General features: G+C 48.1%; 17 protein-coding genes and 5 tRNA genes. 19 read left to right on the plus strand and 3 right to left on the minus strand.

Annotated features, from left to right (window positions below):
* Positions 1–12 precede the first annotated feature (12 nt).
* Positions 13–1,506 (minus strand): exopolyphosphatase, encoded by a 1,494-nt coding sequence (ppx, locus tag HMPREF3091_RS10095; protein WP_070715647.1) that lies wholly within the window; start codon positions 1,504–1,506, stop codon positions 13–15.
* Positions 1,507–1,512: 6 nt separating this feature from the next.
* Positions 1,513–2,802: an ATP-dependent RNA helicase RhlB gene (gene rhlB, locus HMPREF3091_RS10100; RefSeq protein WP_004089253.1), complete on the minus strand. Its 1,290-nt coding sequence runs from the start codon at positions 2,800–2,802 to the stop codon at positions 1,513–1,515.
* A gap of 168 nt (positions 2,803–2,970) precedes the next feature.
* On the opposite strand from rhlB, the gene trxA reads away from it, so the two are divergent.
* The 19 genes from trxA (at position 2,971) to HMPREF3091_RS10195 (ending at position 19,152) form a co-directional block, all read left to right on the plus strand.
* Complete coding sequence (gene trxA / locus HMPREF3091_RS10105; RefSeq protein WP_004089255.1) at positions 2,971–3,297, plus strand: thioredoxin TrxA; 327 nt, start codon at positions 2,971–2,973, stop codon at positions 3,295–3,297.
* Between the two features lie 436 nt (positions 3,298–3,733).
* A complete protein-coding gene (gene rho / locus HMPREF3091_RS10110) occupies positions 3,734–4,993 on the plus strand; it encodes a transcription termination factor Rho (protein ID WP_008815829.1) in 1,260 nt (419 codons plus the stop codon).
* A gap of 282 nt (positions 4,994–5,275) precedes the next feature.
* On the plus strand, positions 5,276–6,370 hold the full coding sequence (gene wecA, locus HMPREF3091_RS10115) for a UDP-N-acetylglucosamine--undecaprenyl-phosphate N-acetylglucosaminephosphotransferase (protein WP_008815830.1): 1,095 nt from the start codon (positions 5,276–5,278) through the stop codon (positions 6,368–6,370).
* A gap of 12 nt (positions 6,371–6,382) precedes the next feature.
* On the plus strand, positions 6,383–7,432 hold the full coding sequence (gene wzzE, locus HMPREF3091_RS10120; protein ID WP_004089258.1) for an ECA polysaccharide chain length modulation protein: 1,050 nt from the start codon (positions 6,383–6,385) through the stop codon (positions 7,430–7,432).
* Between the two features lie 85 nt (positions 7,433–7,517).
* Complete coding sequence (gene wecB, locus HMPREF3091_RS10125; protein WP_004089259.1) at positions 7,518–8,648, plus strand: non-hydrolyzing UDP-N-acetylglucosamine 2-epimerase; 1,131 nt, start codon at positions 7,518–7,520, stop codon at positions 8,646–8,648.
* Positions 8,645–9,907, plus strand: coding sequence for a UDP-N-acetyl-D-mannosamine dehydrogenase (gene wecC, locus HMPREF3091_RS10130; protein ID WP_004089260.1), 1,263 nt, complete (start codon positions 8,645–8,647; stop codon positions 9,905–9,907). Before wecB ends, wecC begins: the two co-directional genes overlap by 4 nt.
* Positions 9,898–10,968: a dTDP-glucose 4,6-dehydratase gene (gene rffG / locus HMPREF3091_RS10135; RefSeq protein WP_210403552.1), complete on the plus strand. Its 1,071-nt coding sequence runs from the start codon at positions 9,898–9,900 to the stop codon at positions 10,966–10,968. The genes wecC and rffG overlap by 10 nt, the downstream gene beginning before the upstream one ends.
* 76 nt (positions 10,969–11,044) lie before the next feature.
* Positions 11,045–11,926 carry a glucose-1-phosphate thymidylyltransferase RfbA gene (gene rfbA, locus HMPREF3091_RS10140; protein WP_070715649.1) on the plus strand — a complete coding sequence of 294 codons (882 nt, stop codon included), beginning with the start codon at positions 11,045–11,047 and terminating at the stop codon, positions 11,924–11,926.
* On the plus strand, positions 11,904–12,635 hold the full coding sequence (gene rffC / locus HMPREF3091_RS10145; RefSeq protein ID WP_070715651.1) for a dTDP-4-amino-4,6-dideoxy-D-galactose acyltransferase: 732 nt from the start codon (positions 11,904–11,906) through the stop codon (positions 12,633–12,635). Before rfbA ends, rffC begins: the two co-directional genes overlap by 23 nt.
* 4 nt (positions 12,636–12,639) lie before the next feature.
* A complete protein-coding gene (rffA, locus tag HMPREF3091_RS10150; protein ID WP_070715653.1) occupies positions 12,640–13,770 on the plus strand; it encodes a dTDP-4-amino-4,6-dideoxygalactose transaminase in 1,131 nt (376 codons plus the stop codon).
* Entirely contained in the window at positions 13,770–15,020 is a 1,251-nt protein-coding gene (gene wzxE, locus HMPREF3091_RS10155) for a lipid III flippase WzxE (protein WP_004089269.1), read from the plus strand. Before rffA ends, wzxE begins: the two co-directional genes overlap by 1 nt.
* Positions 15,017–16,102, plus strand: a complete 1,086-nt coding sequence (locus tag HMPREF3091_RS10160; RefSeq protein WP_070715654.1) for a TDP-N-acetylfucosamine:lipid II N-acetylfucosaminyltransferase — start codon at positions 15,017–15,019, stop codon at positions 16,100–16,102. The genes wzxE and HMPREF3091_RS10160 overlap by 4 nt, the downstream gene beginning before the upstream one ends.
* Positions 16,099–17,475 carry an ECA oligosaccharide polymerase gene (gene wzyE / locus HMPREF3091_RS10165; RefSeq protein ID WP_070715658.1) on the plus strand — a complete coding sequence of 459 codons (1,377 nt, stop codon included), beginning with the start codon at positions 16,099–16,101 and terminating at the stop codon, positions 17,473–17,475. The genes HMPREF3091_RS10160 and wzyE overlap by 4 nt, the downstream gene beginning before the upstream one ends.
* 5 nt (positions 17,476–17,480) lie before the next feature.
* On the plus strand, positions 17,481–18,221 hold the full coding sequence (gene wecG, locus HMPREF3091_RS10170; protein ID WP_371328684.1) for a lipopolysaccharide N-acetylmannosaminouronosyltransferase: 741 nt from the start codon (positions 17,481–17,483) through the stop codon (positions 18,219–18,221).
* A 255-nt stretch (positions 18,222–18,476) separates the two neighbouring features.
* Positions 18,477–18,553: transfer RNA gene (locus HMPREF3091_RS10175), tRNA-Arg, on the plus strand.
* 89 nt (positions 18,554–18,642) lie between these two features.
* Positions 18,643–18,718, plus strand: a tRNA-His gene (locus HMPREF3091_RS10180).
* Between the two features lie 15 nt (positions 18,719–18,733).
* A tRNA-Leu gene (locus HMPREF3091_RS10185) sits at positions 18,734–18,820 on the plus strand.
* A gap of 87 nt (positions 18,821–18,907) precedes the next feature.
* Positions 18,908–18,984 (plus strand) — tRNA-Pro (locus HMPREF3091_RS10190).
* 91 nt (positions 18,985–19,075) lie between these two features.
* A tRNA-Pro gene (locus tag HMPREF3091_RS10195) sits at positions 19,076–19,152 on the plus strand.
* 702 nt (positions 19,153–19,854) lie between these two features.
* Here the strand turns inward: HMPREF3091_RS10195 and hemY are convergent.
* Positions 19,855–21,060: a protoheme IX biogenesis protein HemY gene (gene hemY, locus HMPREF3091_RS10200; protein ID WP_039189825.1), complete on the minus strand. Its 1,206-nt coding sequence runs from the start codon at positions 21,058–21,060 to the stop codon at positions 19,855–19,857.

Consider the following 21,060-nt stretch of genomic DNA (forward strand, 5'->3'; position numbering starts at 1 on the left):
ATAAGATCGGGTTTATTCGATCTCTTCTACCAACAGGGTCCAGTGTACATAGCTTTCCCACAGACTTTCCTGATGTAGGTTTTCCGCGCGTAGCGGGTGTGCCTGTAGCCAACCCGCGGGTAGGACAACATGTAATTTGTCGCCCTCAGCTTTTAGATTCAGGAGTGGCATAGTGTCATCACGGCGGCGGCTAGCAAAGATAATCGCCAACCGTAGAATGCGGCACAGGCGATGTGCTATTTCTTGTGGAACCGCATTTTGTTGACTTAAAGCAGTCATATCTAGCATGCCGTTTTGATTTTGCAGCAAAGCAGCCAGTAGCTTCTTTTGTGCTGGGGTAAACCCAGGCAGATCTATGTTTCTAATCAGATAGGCGGCATGCTGCGTTGACTGTTTGAAGTCTACGCTTAGGCCAACTTCATGCAGCAAACAGGCCCAGTGCAGTAGTTCAGCACTACGGCTATCGATTTGCCAACTTTTGGATAATTGCAGAACAAAACTTTCAGCCAGCAGGCTGACACGCTCAGCTTGCTCAATATCGAGCTGATAGCGGCGCTGAATATTACGAATTGTCCGCGAGCGAATATCTTGCTCTACGGGAAGATCCAGCATGCCATACACCAGTCCTTCGCGCAGAGCGCCGCCGGATAATGTCATGCTTTCGATCTCTAAGGTTTCGAAAATCGCAATCAGGATCGATAAGCCGCTTGGAAACACCAGCGCTCGTTCAAGAGTGAGCCCTTCAATTTCCAGTTCTTCGAGTTTGCCACACTGAATCGCTCGTTGGCGCATTTGCAGTAGTTTGTTCAGCGTGATGCGTTCATCCATCCCCTGAGCAACCATTATTTCCTGCAAAGCTTGAACCGTGCCTGACGCCCCGACGCAGATCTGCCAGCCATGCTGTTTTAAGCTGTCAACCACGGGCAACAGCATCTCGCGCGCAGCGTGACCCGCACGGTCGAAGTTTTCTTGGGTGAGATTACGATCGTTAAAATAGCGCTCAAGCCATGTCACACACCCCATTTGGAGGCTGTGTAGGACATCTGCCGTCGCGCCTGTCCCAGCTGCTAATTCGGTGCTACCGCCACCGATATCCACCACTAAGCGTTGCGCCGAGCCCCCTGTGGTATGCGCCACGCCTTGATAAATCAGGCGAGCTTCCTCTTCACCACTGATAACTTGAACTGGGCGGCCGAGGATTTCTTCAGCTTGAGTAATAAACTGCTGCGCATTTTTAGCAATGCGCAACGTCGCGGTTGCCACTACGCGGATTTGTTCGCGCGGAATATCCTGTAAGCGCTCAGAGAATAAGCGCAGGCATTGCCAACCGCGTTGCATGGCTTCGTCAGATAGTTGATTCTCGCTATCTAAACCCGCAGCTAAACGTACTTTGCGCTTAATACGGGCGAGTACCTGAATACTTCCCGCCACCTCACGCACAACCAGCATATGAAAGCTGTTAGAACCAAGATCAATAGCGGCATACAATGAGGCGGAGCTGCGCATAAATAATTAACTCGTACGTTTACGACTTTGACGCATCGAACCGTTATTACGGCGCGGACCTGAACTACGGCGTTGGCCGTTGTTACTCCGAGGGCGAGTTAATCGCTTCGGTGCAGGTAAATCAGTCAGCAGCGCTTCGCTGTTGTACTTGCTTACTGGGATTGAGTGCTCAATATAGGCCTCAATTGCTGGCAAATTGAGGACATATTCTTCACAAGCCAGTGTGATGGAATAGCCACTTTCGCCTGCACGTCCAGTTCGGCCGATACGGTGAACGTAGTCTTCACAATCGTCAGGTAAGTCGTAGTTGAATACGTGAGTCACCAGTGGGATATGTAATCCACGGGCAGCGACGTCGGTTGCAACTAAGATATCCAGATTGCCTTTGGTGAAGTCATCCAGAATACGCAGACGTTTTTTCTGAGCGACATCGCCGGTCAGCAGGCCTACACGATGTCCATCTGCGGCTAAATGACCCCAGATATCTTCGCAACGGTGCTTGGTATTGGCAAAAATAATGCAGCGATCTGGCCACTCTTCTTCGATCAGCGTCTGTAATAAACGCATTTTTTCTTCGTTAGAGGGGTAGAACAGCTCTTCTTTAATGCGATGACCCGTTTTTTGTTCTGGTTCCACTTCAATATATTCAGCGTTGTTCATATGTTCGAAGGCAAGTTCGCGTACACGATAAGATAATGTAGCGGAGAACATCATATTTAAGCGCTGATTGGTCGCAGGCATCCGACGGAATAGCCAGCGGATATCTTTAATAAAGCCTAAGTCGAACATGCGGTCGGCTTCATCAAGAACCACAACCTGAATACAGCCGAGGTCGATATGGCCTTGCTTAGCATAGTCGATCAAGCGGCCCGTAGTGCCAATCAGAATATCAACACCACTTTCGAGCACTTTCAGCTGCTTATCGTAGCCATCGCCACCGTATGCCAAACCAAGTTTCAGACCAGTTTCGTGCGCGAGTGCCTCGGCATCAGAGTGAATTTGGACGGCTAATTCACGTGTCGGAGCCATAATCAGCGCTCTTGGCTGATTGGTTTTACGGTTCTCTGCGACAGGGTGAGTGAGTAAATAATGGAAAGTTGACGCTAAAAAAGCCAGCGTCTTGCCGGTGCCTGTTTGTGCCTGACCTGCTACATCACGCCCATTCACTGTCAGGGGTAATGCGAGTGCCTGAATAGGCGTGCAGTTATGAAAGCCTTTAGATTCAAGGGCTTTGACCACCGTTGGGTGCAGGGCGAAGTCGGCGAACTTCTGTTCAGTTAAGTGTGTTTTGCTCATAGTGTCGTAGAATAACAGTTAACGCTATGTTCACGAAAGACGTTCACGAAAGTATTGCTTTACGAACGCGTATCCGTTGAAATAAAGTCAACCCTTTATTGGAAGATGATCGGTCTAGTAGGTTAAGATTATACCAATAAAGGCAGACTTAATCCTGTGGAGTAGAACATGAGCGATAAAATTGTTCACCTGAGTGACAACAGCTTCGATACCGATGTATTAAAAGCTGAAGGCCCGATTCTGGTTGATTTCTGGGCAGAATGGTGTGGTCCATGCAAGATGATTGCTCCGATTTTGGATGAAATCGCGACTGAATACGAAGGCAAGTTGACCATTGCTAAACTGAATATCGATGAAAACCCGGCAACTGCGCCGAAGTTTGGCATTCGCGGTATTCCAACCCTGCTGCTGTTTAAAAACGGCGCTGTGGCTGCGACTAAGGTCGGCGCTTTGTCCAAAACTCAATTGAAAGAGTTCCTGGACGCGAATCTGTAATCATCATATTTATGATGTTGTCTGGTGGTTAGTCGTTTTCTTGCGACTGACCGCTAGACGTCCGCGAATAAGCGTGTTAAGTTTAACCTCACTGCAATACAGTACTTACCTGTAGTTTGAATCATAAAGTTAGAATCTAAGTTTTATTCTGTTTTGAGACCTCTGTGTTTTAAACCCTAGTGTGACCTTCGAGAACTACTGCGGTCATCACGGTTGGGGCCAGCAAGCTAAAACATAGGTTTTAAACCGTAAGGCACCTTCATATCATCAATGAGTACACGCGAATTGGATCTGCAATCTTTTGGCATGTGTGCGATTTATCCGCGCTGTAATCCATACCGGGTGCTATGAAAGTCCACAAACAGGCATGGATGACCCCTGTCATACCATTCACAATACGTTCGAGATATACCCCGAGTTTAAAGAACCCACCATTATGAATCTTACCGAATTAAAGAATACGCCGGTCTCTGAGCTAATTACTCTCGGCGAAAACATGGGCCTAGAGAATCTGGCCCGTATGCGCAAACAGGACATTATTTTTGCAATCCTGAAACAACATGCAAAAAGCGGCGAAGATATCTTCGGTGATGGGGTGCTAGAGATATTGCAGGACGGATTTGGTTTCCTCCGTTCAGGCGATAGTTCCTACCTAGCAGGCCCTGATGATATCTATGTTTCTCCAAGCCAAATCCGCCGTTTCAACCTTCGCACTGGCGATACTATTTCCGGTAAAATCCGTCCTCCTAAAGAAGGTGAACGCTATTTTGCCCTGTTGAAAGTTAACGAAGTTAACTACGACAAACCAGAAAACGCCCGCAGTAAAATTCTGTTCGAAAACCTTACTCCTTTACATGCAAACTCTCGTCTTCGTATGGAACGCGGCAATGGTTCCACTGAAGATTTGACGGCTCGTGTATTGGATTTGGCTTCTCCGATCGGTCGTGGTCAGCGTGGTCTGATCGTTGCGCCACCGAAAGCGGGTAAAACAATGCTGCTGCAAAACATTGCGCAGAGCATCGCTTATAACCATCCTGACTGTACTTTGATGGTTCTTCTTATCGACGAACGTCCAGAAGAAGTTACCGAGATGCAGCGCTTGGTTAAAGGTGAAGTTATTGCTTCTACCTTTGACGAACCAGCGTCTCGCCACGTTCAGGTTGCTGAAATGGTTATCGAAAAAGCCAAACGTCTGGTTGAACATAAGAAAGACGTTATTATTCTTCTGGACTCCATCACCCGTTTGGCTCGTGCCTACAACACCGTTGTTCCAGCGTCAGGTAAAGTTCTGACCGGTGGTGTAGATGCTAACGCCCTGCATCGTCCAAAGCGTTTCTTCGGTGCTGCACGTAACGTGGAAGAGGGGGGTAGCCTGACAATCATTGCCACCGCGTTAGTTGATACCGGTTCTAAAATGGATGAAGTTATCTATGAAGAATTTAAAGGTACCGGCAACATGGAACTGCATCTTTCCCGTAAAATTGCGGAAAAACGCGTGTTCCCTGCAATTGATTACAACCGTTCTGGTACTCGTAAAGAAGAGCTTTTGACAACGTCTGAAGAGCTACAGAAAATGTGGATTCTGCGTAAGATTATTCATCCTATGGGTGAGATTGATGCCATGGAATTCCTCATCAATAAGCTTGCGATGACAAAAACGAACGATGATTTCTTCGATATGATGAAACGTTCGTAATAGCCAGAAAACTCGGGGAAACGCCATGTTAGAGATAACATGGCGTTTTTCTCATTTAACGGATACGATTGTTGATTAAAATATAGGAGCGCGCATCGCATACTTTTCTAAATGAGGACTATTGTTTTAGCACAGACATTTTTAGTGCGAGGTTAACAATTGAGTCTATTTGGGATGTATTTAGCTTTTAGTGCGGTGTACTATCCATGGGATATAGGTTGTTATAGCGTTGTTTAGCAAACTAATTCTTTTGTTGGCAATAAGAACAGAGAGCAGTTAACCGTGAATTTACTCGATATGAGTATGAGTCTTCTCCTTATCTTCCTATTCTCATTTGCGTTCTTGTTTTTTGCTCGGAAAGTTGCAAAAAAAATAGGGCTAGTAGATAAGCCGAACTATCGTAAACGCCATCAAGGGTTGATACCTTTGGTCGGCGGTATTTCTGTTTACGCGGGTATTTGTTTTACTTTCCTCTTCTTCCAGCCGTATATACCCCATGCGAAGCTTTACCTGATTTGTGCAGGCATCTTAGTACTGGTCGGTGCTTTGGATGACCGATTTGATATCAGCGTGAAGTTCCGAGCCACTGTACAGGCATTGATTGCCATTGCCATGATGGTATACGGCGGCTTATATCTCATGACCTTGGGTCACGTGCTAGGCCCGTGGGAGCTAAATCTTGGGCCATTTGGCTATGTCGTCACTCTGTTTGCCGTTTGGGCCGCCATCAATGCGTTCAATATGGTGGATGGGATCGATGGCCTGCTGGGCGGGTTATCTTGTGTGACCTTTGCCGCCATGGGGATTCTGCTTTTTCAGGATCACCAAGGAGATTTAGCGCTGTGGTGTTTCGCCATTATTGCGGCCATCTTACCTTACATCGTGCTAAACCTTGGGATTTTGGGGCGCCGTTATAAAGTCTTTATGGGCGATGCGGGTAGTACCCTGATCGGTTTCACGGTGATTTGGATCCTGTTGCAGAGCACTCAGGGAAAATCACATCCGATGAATCCGGTGACGGCGCTTTGGATGATTGCGATCCCACTGATGGATATGATTGCCATCATGTATCGCAGATTGCGCAAAGGAATGAGCCCCTTCTCACCAGACCGCCAGCATATTCATCATTTGATTATGCGTGCCGGTTTTACCTCTCGTCAGGCTTTCGTTCTTATCACTGTCGCCGCGGCACTGTTGGCTGCGATTGGCGTATTAGGCGAAAGGTTACAATTTATGCCTGAATGGGGAATGTTGGCATTATTCTTGCTTGCATTTTTCATGTACGGATATTGTATAAAACGCGCGTGGCGTGTAGCCCGTTATATTAAGCGTATGAAGCGGCGACTCCGTAACGCGGCGCAGCGCAAAAAAGCTTAACCTGATGTAGTGATGGAAATTGAGACAATGTCGAACCAGAACGAAATGCCCGTTGAAAACGAGTTGGATATTCGCGGTTTGTGCCGCACCCTTTGGCAGGGCAAGGCTTGGATAATTGGTATAGCCGCCGCTTTTGCTATCGTTGCGATACTTGTTTCTTTTCTGATGAAGCAGGAGTGGAGTGCTACCGCTATCACTGATAAGCCGACGGTGAATCTGTTGGGCGGTTATTATTCTCAGCAGCAGTTTTTACGCAATCTTGATCAACGGATTGGCGGTAATCAGGCACTAGAGCCCAGTATTGCTGATGAAGCCTATAATGAGTTCATTATGCAATTAGCGGCGTATGATACTCGTCGCGATTTCTGGCTAAAGAGCAAATATTACCAAGAGCGCAAAGAGGGCGATGTTAAAGCTGATGCAGCCTTGCTGGATGAGATGGTGAATAACATTGTGTTCATTCCCCGCGACGATGCGAAAAAAACCAATGATAGCGTCAAATTAATCGCGGAAACGGCAGCAGATGCGAATACGTTGCTACGACAATATGTTGATTTTGCCAGTCAGCAAGCAGCTAGCCATTTGAATGAAGAGATTCAGGGCGCGTGGGCTGCTCGTACTATTTCTCTCAAAGCGCAGGTGAAACGCCAAGAAGAAGTGGCTTCCGCTATTTATCAGCGGGAGGTCAAGGGGCTTGAGCAAGGATTAAAGATCGCACAGCAGCAGGGTATCAGCAGTTCTCGTACTGATACTCCCGCAGAGCAACTTCCTGCAGCGGATTTGTTTATGTTAGGTCGTCCAATGCTGCAGGCTCGTTTAGAAGCACTTCAGGCATCAGGACCAAGCTACGATCTGGATTATGATCAAAACCGCGCGATGCTAAATACGCTCAATGTTGGACCAACATTGGATAGCAAATTCCAGACCTATCGTTATCTTCGCACACCGGAAGAACCGGTTAAACGCGATAGCCCACGTCGAGGCTTTATGCTCGTGATGTGGGGAGCTATCGGCGCTTTGATCGGCGCAGGGGTGGCGTTAGTGAGACGAACTCGCCCGTAAGTTATCTGAATTCATCCTATTGGGCACCGGAAGGTGCCCAAACTACGGCTGATGGCCGTAATTTACTGATAAAAAGAGATCTACAGTGAAAGTATTGACTGTATTTGGAACCCGTCCTGAGGCCATTAAAATGGCTCCGCTGGTTCATGCTTTGGCAAAGGATAGTGCCTTTGAGGCGAAAGTCTGTGTAACAGCTCAGCATCGTGAGATGTTGGATCAGGTACTAAACTTATTTGAAATTACGCCTGATTATGACCTGAATATTATGAGACCTGGCCAGGGACTCAGTGAAATAACCTGCCGGATTCTGGAGGGTTTGAAGCCAGTATTGGAGGATTTCAAACCTGACGTAGTATTAGTTCACGGTGATACGACGACGACGATGGCCGCCAGTTTGGCTGCTTTTTATCAGCGTATTCCAGTCGGCCACGTTGAAGCAGGGCTGAGAACCGGAAATCTGTATTCTCCATGGCCGGAAGAAGCGAACCGCACATTGACCGGTCATATGGCTATGTTCCATTTTGCCCCGACGGAAACGTCAAAGCGGAACCTCATCAGAGAAGCCATCTCAGATACAAATATTTTTGTCACAGGTAATACCGTCATTGATGCGTTGATTTGGGTTCGCGATCGCGTGTTGGGCAATGAAGAACTAAGACAAAGCCTAGACCAGCGCTATCCGTTCCTAGATAAAACGAAGAAACTGATTTTGGTTACCGGCCATCGTCGAGAAAGCTTTGGTGGCGGTTTTGAGCGCATTTGCAGCGCCTTAGCTGAAATAGCCCGCTCTCATCCTGATGTGCAGGTTGTATATCCTGTGCACTTGAACCCGAACGTGAGCGAGCCCGTCAACCGTATTTTACGTGGCATCGATAACGTTATTCTTATTGAGCCGCAAGACTATCTGCCATTTGTCTATCTCATGAATCACGCCTATATGATCCTAACGGACTCGGGCGGTATTCAGGAAGAAGCGCCTTCTCTCGGCAAACCAGTATTGGTTATGCGAGACACTACCGAACGCCCTGAAGCCATTACGGCAGGAACGGTTCGTTTAGTCGGAACAGATACTAAAAAGATATTGGAACAGGTCAGTCGGTTGCTAACGGATGATGAGGAATATCATGCGATGAGCCGAGCACATAACCCGTATGGCGACGGACATGCCTGCCAACGAATCCTTGAAGCATTAAAAAATCATCAGGTGACGTTATGAGTTTTGAAACTATCTCTGTTATTGGTCTGGGTTACATCGGTCTGCCAACTGCGGCTGCTTTTTCCTCGCGCCAGAAAAAAGTGATTGGCGTGGATGTGAACCAACATGCTGTAGATACTATTAATCGCGGTGCAATCCATATTGTTGAGCCTGATCTAGATAAAGTGGTTAAACAGGCCGTTGACGGTGGTTTCCTGCGCGCAGTGACAACGCCTGAAGCCGCAGATGCATTTTTAATCGCGGTACCAACCCCGTTTAAAGGCGATCATGAGCCGGATATGGTTTATGTCGAGTCTGCAGCCAAGTCGATAGCCCCCGTACTGAAAAAAGGCGATCTGGTCATCCTTGAGTCTACATCCCCAGTGGGTGCTACAGAACAAATGGTGGCATGGCTGGCAGAGTCTCGTCCAGATTTGAGCTTTCCGCATCAGGCCGGTGAATCTGCCGATGTGAATATCGCTTATTGCCCAGAGCGAGTCTTGCCGGGCAAAGTGATGGTTGAACTGATTCAAAACGATCGTGTGATCGGCGGGATGACGCCAAAATGTTCAGCCCGAGCGAGTGAGCTTTACAAGATTTTCCTCGAAGGCGAATGTGTGGTGACCAATTCCCGCACTGCCGAGATGTGTAAATTGACGGAAAACAGCTTCCGTGATGTCAACATTGCATTTGCTAACGAGCTTTCGCTGATTTGCGATACTCAAGGCATTAATGTATGGGAGCTGATCGCGTTGGCGAATCGCCATCCTCGAGTCAATATTTTACAGCCCGGTCCAGGCGTCGGTGGCCACTGTATCGCCGTCGACCCATGGTTTATCGTATCTCAGAATCCACAGCAAGCACGTTTGATCCATACCGCACGTCTGGTGAATGATGGCAAACCTATTTGGGTGGTTGACCGCGTTAAAGCCGCGGTTGCCGATTGCTTGTCCCAGTCTGGTAAGCGAGCTGCCGAGATTAAAATTGCCTGTTTCGGTTTAGCCTTTAAGCCTGATATTGACGATTTACGCGAAAGCCCAGCGATGGAAATTGCTCATATGATTGCTGAATGGCATGCGGGACAAACGTTGGTTGTTGAGCCGAATATTGAGCAGTTGCCGAAAAAGTTAATTGGTCACGCTGATTTGGTCACTACCGCAGATGCACTGCGTCAGGCGGATGTGATTGTCATGCTGGTCGATCACAAGCAGTTTAAAGCGATTCCAGCCGCGCAAGTGACTCAGTCCTATATTGTCGATACTAAAGGGGTATGGCAGTGAAGCGTATTCTTGTAACCGGCGGTGCTGGTTTTATTGGTTCCGCCGTGGTGCGCCATATTATTGCTGATACCAACAACAGCGTTGTGGTCGTGGATAAGTTGACCTATGCGGGAAATCTAGAGTCGTTGACTCCGGTTTCTGATAGCGATCGCTATGCATTTGAGCAGGTAGATATTTGCAATCGTACCGAACTCGATCGGGTATTTGCCCAATATCAGCCAGACTACGTGATGCACTTGGCTGCGGAAAGTCACGTTGATCGCTCTATTGATGGTCCTGCGGCTTTTATTGAAACTAACATCGTAGGCACCTATACGATCTTGGAAGCCGCTCGCCAATACTGGAATGGACTGGACGAGCAGCGTAAAAGTGCTTTCCGTTTCCATCATATTTCCACCGATGAAGTATATGGCGATTTGCATGGCACTGATGATTTCTTCACAGAAACGACGCCATATGCCCCAAGCAGCCCATACTCTGCCTCTAAGGCATCCAGCGATCACTTGGTACGCGCTTGGCTGCGTACCTATGGTTTCCCAACCATTGTGACTAATTGCTCCAACAACTATGGCCCATACCATTTCCCAGAAAAGCTGATCCCGTTGATTATTCTCAACGCGTTAGCAGGGAAGCCGTTGCCGGTCTATGGCAATGGGGCGCAGATCCGTGATTGGCTATACGTTGAAGATCATGCTAGAGCACTGTATCTGGTGGTGACTGAAGGTGTTATCGGTGAAACCTATAACATCGGTGGTCATAACGAGCGTAAGAACATCGACGTGGTGAAAACCGTTTGCACGCTTCTTGAGGAGCTGGTTCCGAGTAAACCCGCTGGCGTTGAGCATTATGTCGATCTGATTACCTACGTAACGGACCGCCCAGGACATGACATGCGTTATGCGATTGATGCCGCCAAGATCGAACGCGAGCTGGGATGGCGACCACAGGAAACCTTTGAAAGCGGTATCCGCAAAACGGTTGAGTGGTACCTAGCCAATGAGTCTTGGTGGAAACGCGTGCAAGATGGCTCTTATGCTGGTGAGCGTTTAGGTCTGCAATAACTTTTCTCCACCGCTGGTGGCACACAGCTTTCTATCGGCTGTTTCACTAGGGAGATATCATGAAAGGCATGATTTTATGAAAGGAATAGTCCTTGCTGGTGGGTCAGGCACCCGTTTACACCCAATTACTCGTGGTGTATCTAAGCAGCTGTTGCCAATTTATGATAAGCCAATGATTTATTATCCATTGTCAGTACTGATGCTGGCAGGGATCCGAGATATTCTGATTATATCAACCCCAGAAGACTTGCCTTCATTTCGGCGTTTGCTGGGCAGCGGTGAAGAGTTTGGTATTAGCCTGAGCTACGCGGAACAACCAAACCCTGATGGATTAGCTCAGGCATTCTTGATCGGCGAAGAATTTATCGGTAGTGATGCCTCTTGTTTAGTGCTTGGAGACAATATCTACTTTGGTCAGGGCTTTAGTCCAAAATTACGCAATGTGGCTAAGCGCCAACATGGTGCAACGGTATTTGGTTATCAGGTCATGGATCCTGAACGTTTTGGTGTGGTTGAGTTCGATGATGAATTCCGCGCTTTGTCTATTGAAGAAAAACCGGAGAAACCCAAGTCTAATTGGGCTGTGACGGGGCTTTATTTCTACGATGACCAAGTTGTTGATATTGCTAAGCAAGTGAAGCCTTCACCACGCGGTGAGTTAGAGATTACCAGTATCAACCAAATGTATCTGGAACGTGGCGAACTGAATGTCGAGTTGCTGGGCCGAGGTTTTGCGTGGCTAGATACTGGTACACACGACAGCCTAATTGAAGCGAGTACTTTCGTTCAAACGGTCGAGAAGCGTCAAGGCTTCAAGATCGCGTGTTTAGAGGAAATTGCATGGCGGAATGGTTGGCTTGATGATGACGGTGTTAAACACGCAGCACAAAAGCTGGCTAAAACTGGCTATGGCAAATACCTAATGGATCTATTACATGTGCGTCCGCGCCAATATTGAGCCCTTAGCGTGGGAGAGTGAATATTTTCAGCTCCGTAGCGCGAAATTGGCTTTTTCATCGACGGCTCCACAACTGACAACGGCTGATCTTCAGCCGTTTGATATTGTGCAGGCTAAAATTCCTGCCGATCGCTTGGTATTGGCAGATGACTTAGCAAACCTCGGTTTCAGGTTGGTTGAGGGAGAAATAGATTTATCGCTTCCCATCGGACTTGAACAAATTGGCACAAGAACTGCAAACAACAATGCAGGGGCGACTGTTTTTGGCAGCCGTATTGCCGTGGCTGAGGATATCCCTTGGCTCAGAGCACAGGCTGCGCAGGCTTTTGCGCTTAGCCGTTTTCGAGCCCCTTGGTATCAAGCTGGCGACAGCGCTCGTTTTTATGCCGAGTGGGTTGAGAAAGCGGTCCTAGGAACCTTTGACCATCAATGCTTGCTGGTGCTAAATACGCAAAGGAAGCCTGCCGGATTCGTTACGTTACGCGCTCTTGCTAATGGAGAGGCCAGAATTGGTCTACTTGCCGTTGCTCCAGAAGCGGCAGGCTTAGGCATTGGAAAACAGCTTATGCAGCTGGCACAGAATTGGTGTCGGGATAACAACCTTTCGTGTCTGCATGTTGCAACACAAACGGGAAACATTCCGGCTTTACGGCTTTATATTCGCAGTGGTGCCGTGATTGAAAGCACGGCCTACTGGCTATACAGGTGAACACATGATTCCATTTAACGCTCCTCCAGTTGTAGGGACAGAACTTGAGTATATGCAGGCCGCTATGACCAGCGGCAAGCTGTGCGGGGACGGTGGTTTTACTCGCCGTTGCCAACAGTGGATGGAGCAACGTTTTGGCAGCGCCAAGGTGCTGTTAACGCCCTCTTGTACTGCTTCGTTAGAAATGGCTGCTTTGCTGCTGGATATTCAGCCTAACGATGAAGTGATTATGCCAAGCTTTACCTTTGTTTCTACAGCCAATGCCTTTGTGTTGCGCGGTGCGAAAGTGGTGTTTGTCGATTTGCGTCCAGATACGATGAATATTGATGAAACCAAAATTGAAGCCGCTATTACCGATAAAACTCGCGCTATCGTGCCGGTTCACTACGCGGGCGTAGCCTGCGAAATGGACACTATTATGGCGTTGGCGAAGAAATATAATTTGTTTGTGGTCGAAGATGCCGCTCAAGGCGTGATGTCGACTTACAAAGGCAAAGCGCTGGGCTCAATTGGCCACATCGGTTGTTTTAGCTTCCATGAAACCAAGAACTACACCGCTGGTGGAGAAGGTGGCGCGACGCTGATTAACGATCCTGCATTGATTGAGCGTGCGGAGATTATTCGCGAGAAAGGGACTAACCGTAGCCAGTTCTTCCGTGGTTTAGTGGACAAATACACCTGGCGTGATATTGGTTCCAGCTATTTGATGTCTGACCTACAGGCAGCTTACCTGTGGGCGCAGTTAGAAGCCGCAGAGAAGATCAACCAACGCCGTTTGCAGCTATGGCAGAATTATTATGATGCGTTCCTGCCATTAGCCCAAAAAGGCAAAGTTGAGCTGCCATCGGTACCGAATGATTGCCAGCAAAACGCGCATATGTTCTATCTGAAACTGCGTGATATCGATCAGCGTTCAGACTTCATTAACTATCTTAAAGAAGCTGAAATCATGTCGGTATTCCATTACATCCCTCTGCATGAATGCCCTGCAGGTGAGCGTTTTGGCCGTTTTGAAGGTAAAGACGTATATACCACCAAAGAAAGCGAGCGTTTAGCACGCTTACCGCTGTTCTATAATATGTCTGACGTTAACCAGCGTACGGTGATCAGCACTATTCAGAGTTTCTTTGGCTGATGTCATTAGCAAAAGCATCTTTATGGACGGCCGGCTCTACCCTAATAAAAATTGGGGTAGGGCTGCTGGTCGTCAAGCTGCTGGCGGTCTCTTTTGGCCCTAGCGGTGTTGGGCAGGCGGGAAATTTTCGTCAGATGGTTACCGTGCTCGGTGTTCTCTCCGGTGCGGGTATTTTTAACGGCATTACCAAGTATGTGGCTGAGTATCATCAACAACCTGAGCGCTTAAAGGCGGTGGTGGGGACTTCGTCCAGTATGATTCTGGGCTTTTCCACCTTGTTGGCGGTGGTATTCCTGATCGCGGCTGAGCCAATAAGCGTTGGCCTGTTTGGCCATGCGAACTATCAACCGATTGTGCGCGCAGTCGCTTTTATCCAGATGGGCATTGCCTACGCCAACTTCTTTATGGCGGTATTGAAAGGCTTTCGTGATGCGCGTGGTAATGCGCTCTCCATCATCGGCGGTAGTTTACTGGGTGTAGTCGCATATTATCTCTGCTATGCGTTTGGCGGTTATCCTGGTGCGTTGGCAGGCTTAGCGTTGGTTCCGGCTATTGTCGTGATCCCTGCGAGCTTCATGCTGCTTAAGCGTCGACATATACCGCTGAGCTATTTTCGCTTGGGTTGGGACAAGGCGATTGCCAGCAATCTCGGCAAGTTCACCATTATGGCGTTGATCACATCGGTAACGCTGCCGGTTGCTTACGTGATGATGCGGAATTTGCTGGCACGGTACTATAGCTGGGATGAAGTGGGAATTTGGCAAGGGGTCAGCAGCATTTCTGATGCCTATCTGCAGTTTATTACCGCTTCGTTTAGCGTATATCTGTTGCCAACATTGTCGCGGTTGGTGAGTAAACATGACATTAGCCGCGAAATCAGCCGCTCGCTCATGTTTGTTTTGCCTGCGGTTGCAGCGGCCAGTTTTACCGTTTGGTTGCTGCGAGACTTTGCTATTTGGCTGTTATTCTCCAATAAGTTTATTGCGATGCGCGATTTGTTCGCATGGCAGTTGGTTGGCGATGTATTGAAAGTGGGTTCCTATGTCTTTGGCTATCTCGTGATCGCCAAAGCATCGCTGCGCTTTTATGTCATGACTGAGGTGAGCCAGTTTATCTTGCTCACCGGTTTCTCTCATTGGCTCATCCCGCAGCATGGCGCTCTTGGAGCAGCGCAGGCATATATGGCGACTTACATCGTCTATTTCCTGCTCTGTACATCTGTATTCTTGATTTATCGTAGACGGGCATGACGACACTGATTCACGTTCTGGGATCGGATATCCCACACCATAACCTGACCGTACTGCGCTTCTTTAACGATGTGTTGAGTGAACGCGTGCCAAAAGAGCAAGCTCGGCACTTTATGGTTGCAGCGCGTGATGCTTCGGCGTTTAGCGCATTCGAGCAGCTTGATATTACCGTTTGGCCGGATAAGAAAACCTTGGCTGAGGCGGTTATCACTCGAGCCAAAGCCGATCGTTCAGTGCGTTTCTTTATGCACGGGCAATTTAATCCCACGCTCTGGATCGCTTTGCTTACTGGGAAGATTAAATCTTCACAGGTTGCATGGCATGCGTGGGGGGCGGATCTGTATGAAGACGCCACCAGTTGGAAATTTCGCTTATTCTACCAATTGCGCCGTGTGGCACAGGGACGAGTGGGGCACGTATTCGCTACTCGCGGCGATCTGATTCATTATCAGCAACGCCACCCTCGAGTACCGGCCTCATTACTCTATTTTCCGACGCGTATGGATCCTGCGCTTACGCTGGAGAACCCACAAAAATCGGTGAATGGCCCACTGACTATTCTGGTTGGGAATTCTGGTGATCGGACCAACCGCCACATAGAAGCGCTGGAAGCGATCAAAGAGCAGTTTGGCACAGACAACCGCATCATTATCCCAATGGGTTATCCCGCCAATAACGCTGAGTATATCGCTCAGGTTAAACAGGCGGCAGAGCAGTTATTCCCTGCAGAGAATGTGCAGCTTTTGACGAAGCAGGTGGCTTTTGGTGACTATCTGGATATTCTGCGTCGCTGTGATTTGGGTTATTTCATTTTCAATCGTCAGCAGGGGATTGGTACGTTATGTTTGCTGATCCAGTTTGGCGTGCCGTTTGTGTTGAGCCGCAAAAACCCATTCTGGCAGGATTTAGCTGAGCAGCATCTACCGGTACTGTTCTACGGCGACTCTCTCGACGCAAACGTTGCACGTGAAGCACAGCGCCAGATGAATGTCGTTGATAAAAGTCAGATCGCATTTTTTAATCCAAACTACATTGATGGCTGGCAGCAGGCCTTGGAAATTGCCGCAGGGGAGCATGTATGACTCTGGCGCAGTTAGGCGGCTTATCGCTAGTCTATTTCTTCTCGGTGATGTTTGTTTTATTCCTGACATACAAGGAATTTCGCCGCGTTCGCTTTAACTTCAACGTGTTCTTTTCACTGCTGTTTTTACTCACGTTCTATTTTGGCTTCCCGCTGACATGTATGCTGGTTTTCCGCTTTGATGTCACCGTCGTGCCCGTGGAGTATCTGCTTTATGCTCAGCTTTCGGCCACGGCGTTTTATGCCATCTATTATGTAACCTATAAAACACGTCTAAGGCCGGTTCAAAAGGTTCAGGTAGAGCGTTCGATGTTTAGCATTAACCGGGTTGAAGCGCACCTGACGTGGATCCTGTTAGCGTTGATTGCTATTGGCACCGTTGGCGTGTTCTTTATGAATAACGGCTTCTTGTTGTTTAAGCTGCATTCATACAGCCAAATTTTCTCCAGTGATGTCTCGGGCGTGGCGCTTAAGCGTTTCTTCTACTTCTTTATTCCGGCCATGCTAGTGGTCTATTTCCTTAAGCAGGATCAGCGAGCTTGGCTGTTTTTCCTCGTTAGCACCGTGGCGTTTGGTATTTTAACCTATGTGATTGTCGGTGGAACTCGTGCCAACATCATCATTGCCTTTGCTCTGTTCTTGTTCATTGGCATTGTACGTGGCTGGATAACGTTGTGGATGCTGGCTGCTGCTGGCGTACTGGGTATTGTTGGTATGTTTTGGCTGGCGCTAAAACGCTATGGCATGAACGTGAGCGGCGATGAAGCGTTTTATACCTTTCTATATCTGACGCGAGACACTTTCTCCCCGTGGGAGAATCTCGGGTTATTACTGCAAAACTACGACAAGATTGATTTCCAAGGCTTAGCGCCGATTATCCGTGACTTCTACGTCTTCATTCCAAGCTGGATGTGGCCGGGGCGTCCCGACCAAGTATTCAACACCGCCAATTATTTCACGTGGGAAGTACTTAACAACCATTCTGGTTTAGCCATTTCTCCAACGCTGATTGGTTCTCTGGTCGTGATGGGCGGAGTCGCTTTTATCCCGGTGGGAGCGATAGCTGTCGGCCTGATTATCAAATGGTTTGATTGGCTATATGAAAAAGGCAAGCGTGAGGCCAACCGTTATAAGGCCGCGATAATGCAGGCATTCTGTTTCGGAGCTGTGTTTAACATTATCGTACTAGCCCGAGAGGGGATGGACTCTTTCGTATCACGCGTGGTGTTTTTCTGCCTGATATTTGGATTGTGTCTGTTGATCGCAAAACTACTTTATTGGCTATTTGATAGCGCTGGTTTGATTCGGCAGCGAGTTCGCCGGAGCCGTATGCCTCGAGTGACGTCTCCCGCAAGAAAAGTTTTACAAGGATAATGAACATGCAGACGACGAACCCCATCCCTAAATATGACATTAGAGGCATCGAGCTTTGGGGCTTCCGTGATATGCCGCAGTTTCTTGAGCATCTGTTTGATGACGGTGAACTGAAAACCGGTACTTTGGTGGCAATTAACGCTGAGAAAGTGATGACCGCTGAGGTCGATAAGCCTCTGCGCGATTTGATCGATGCAGCTGAATACAAGTATTGCGATGGCATCAGCATGGTTCGTGCTATTCGCCGCAAATACCCTGGAGCTCAACTTAGTCGCGTTGCAGGAGCTGATCTCTGGGAAGCGCTAATGCAGCGTGCGGGAGAGAAGGGAACGCCTGTTTTCCTTATCGGCGGCAAGCCTGAAATTTTAGCTGAAACCGAAGCCAAGCTGCGTCAGCAGTGGAATGTTAATATTGTAGGTAGCCAAGATGGTTACTTTAAACCTGAAGAACGTACTGCCTTGTTTGAACGTATTCGCGCAAGTGGTGCAAAAATAGTGACGGTAGCCATGGGATCGCCAAAACAGGAAATCCTGATGCGTGACTGTCGCAACGTTTATCCTGATGCGCTGTATATGGGTGTTGGCGGTACTTATGATGTTTTCACCGGACATGTAAAGCGTGCGCCTAGGGTATGGCAGAATCTTGGGCTGGAGTGGCTATACCGTTTATTAGCTCAGCCAACGCGTTGGCGTCGTCAGTTCAAGTTGCTTAAGTTTTTAGGGTATTACTACGGCGGGCGTTTATAGCGTGTAGACCAAAGGGGCTTTCTCCCCTTAATGTCTTATCTTTATTCGCTGTATTCAGTATGTTTATTCGTTAACGCGGTTGGGAAATAAATCATCGATAGCTGATAAACAGTGATGATTTGATAGAAGTCGTAGGGTAAAGCGTCGACATTTGCGTCAGAATGCGCAAAGTCTAATCAAACGCGATATTTATGACAAAAAGCACTAGACAGCATGGCACCAAGTCCGTAATATCCGTTCCCGCAACGGCGCTAAGCGCCCGTAGCTCAGCTGGATAGAGCGCTGCCCTCCGGAGGCAGAGGTCTCAGGTTCGAATCCTGTCGGGCGCACCAGTTTTTTTAAAGAGCTTTACGAAGCTTTGTGTGCAAGAGCTGCGGTGGTATGCAGTACAAAATACGATACCGCGTTATAAGAATTGATGGTGGCTATAGCTCAGTTGGTAGAGCCCTGGATTGTGATTCCAGTTGTCGTGGGTTCGAGTCCCATTAGCCACCCCAGATTTAAGTGGCATTGCGAAGGTGGCGGAATTGGTAGACGCGCTAGCTTCAGGTGTTAGTGTTCTTACGGACGTGAGGGTTCAAGTCCCTCTCTTCGCACCACAACCAATCTAGAATTGGTAATCTGTGAGTAGTAAAATGACCGAGGTCATTCAGTAGTACGAACTCTTAGGCGTAAGTCAGAGTTATCGGCGAGTAGCGCAGCTTGGTAGCGCAACTGGTTTGGGACCAGTGGGTCGGAGGTTCGAATCCTCTCTCGCCGACCAATTAATTGAATGTGATTTGTAGAATAAAATCGTGTTCAAAGAGTTAGAAAGCCCTAATGCAACTGAGTATTATGGGTGAAAAGAATTGCATCGGCGAGTAGCGCAGCTTGGTAGCGCAACTGGTTTGGGACCAGTGGGTCGGAGGTTCGAATCCTCTCTCGCCGACCACTCTTGAGAAAGACCCCGCAATGCGGGGTTTTTTTTCATCTAAAATTCCTCAAACAATCCTCTGATATTTTCTTTTTGGTTTCGCCTTTTAGTTCTATTTGCCTCTAATCCCAGCCTTGTTACTCTTCTGATCAATCAAACAATTTTCACTATGTTGGTTTTTAACGACATAGCTTATTGGCTATGTCTCTGAATTGAGACTCATAATTCATTGATTTTAAATATGAATTTATCTAGCAAAGAAAGGTGTCGTTGGTGAGCGACACATTGATGGGTAAACGGGTTCTGTGACTCTACGAGACGATGAGTGAATTAGCCTGCTGCTTTTATAAATTGCCTCGCGCAAGCTTGCTGTCGCGCACTGAGTATAAAAATATCGCTGGATAGGACTTGGTTTTCAAAGTTGGCACGCCAAGTGCATTATTATCTACGTAGATGCTCATTCACCTTCTTATGTTTGCGAAAGCTTCATAAACCTCCGAATGATGCAGAGCCAATTTACGGTGTCTATTGTCCGATCCTGATGATAGTGGTCTTGACCCTTCATCAGCCCACGGGCGTAACGTTGAGTGAGACACCAATCAGTTGTCCTAAGATCTGATTGTCCTTTTAGACACTTGCCCTATGGCAGGTGTTTTTTTTGCCTAAAAATCACATAAAAAAGCCCGCATTATGCGGGCTTAAAAGAAGAGCGAGAAGTGCTTAGGCTGGATTAGCAGGCTGGTCTTGCTTTAGCGTCAGTAATAGGCCATCACGTCGCATCTGAGCCGCCTCTTCAGGACGATGGAGTTTATCTAACACATCGGCTAACCAAGCGTAGTCGTAAGCGTCTGGGCGCTGTTTAAGCGCCGCACGGAAGGCTTCGCTGGCCTGCTGCCACTCGCCGTGACGCATCAATAGTTGGCCTAAGGTGCTGTTGAGCAATGCGCTAGCGCCATGTTGCTTAATTTGCTGATTTAACAGCTTCTCTAACTGTTCAGGATTGCCTGATTTGAGTTTTGGCATCAAGAGCACTAAGCGCTCGTCGAATTTACGTTTCAGCCCATCAACCAAGATCTGTTGGGCTGTATCGTGATCGTTACATTCGATGAGATGCTCTATCATTGCGACTTGCAAAGCGGTCTCATGACGCGTTTTGCGGCTTTGGTCATTCCACCAACTTTTTAGACCAAGGCTGCCACCGTTAGCCATGCGTTCGTTCATCAGACCGATGTAGGCTTTTAGCTGTAGCTGCTGGATTTCGTCATCGTTATAAACATTAGCTTTGGCAAGGCTGGGTAAAATCTCAAGCAGTGACTGATACGCCTGCGTTCTGACATACGCCTGCTCTGCCAAACGAAGTACTTCAGGATGACGCGGTGCAACATTTAGCAGAGCGTCAACGCCGTGGCGTGCTGCATGATTTTCACCGCGAGCCAATTGAATGCGCACGCGAGTGATATCGACAGGAAGTTGGTTGCTGTCAGCAACTTCGGAAGCTCGCTCTAAATACTGATTAACGCGTAGTTCGTCACCGCGCTGCTGTGCCGCTTCAGCCGCCAGTAAATAGTTAACCACAGGTTGTTCTGCGTGATCGGCATTGCGGGAAAGCAGCTTTTCCACTTGGGTGTAGTCGCCTTCAGCAAGCTTCATTAAGCCTTCGCGAGTTTGCTTGCGCGCGCGCGTACGCTTGCGACCAACGAACCAGCCGCGTGTACGCGCTCCAGTGCGAAAGACGCGGCGGAGTATCCACTCAATCGCGAATAACACAACAATCAGCAGGATCAACATGATCACCAGCGCGGTAACGCTAGTTTCGATGTTGTAGGTATCCGTCTGAATCAAAACATAGCCCTGATGACCGGCAAACATGGGCCCCAATACAATCCCTGCGATTAGGATGATAAATAGCAATAAGACCTTAAGCAT

Origin of the sequence: Hafnia sp. HMSC23F03, assembly GCF_001816025.1 — a bacterium.
Classification (GTDB): domain Bacteria; phylum Pseudomonadota; class Gammaproteobacteria; order Enterobacterales; family Enterobacteriaceae; genus Hafnia; species Hafnia paralvei.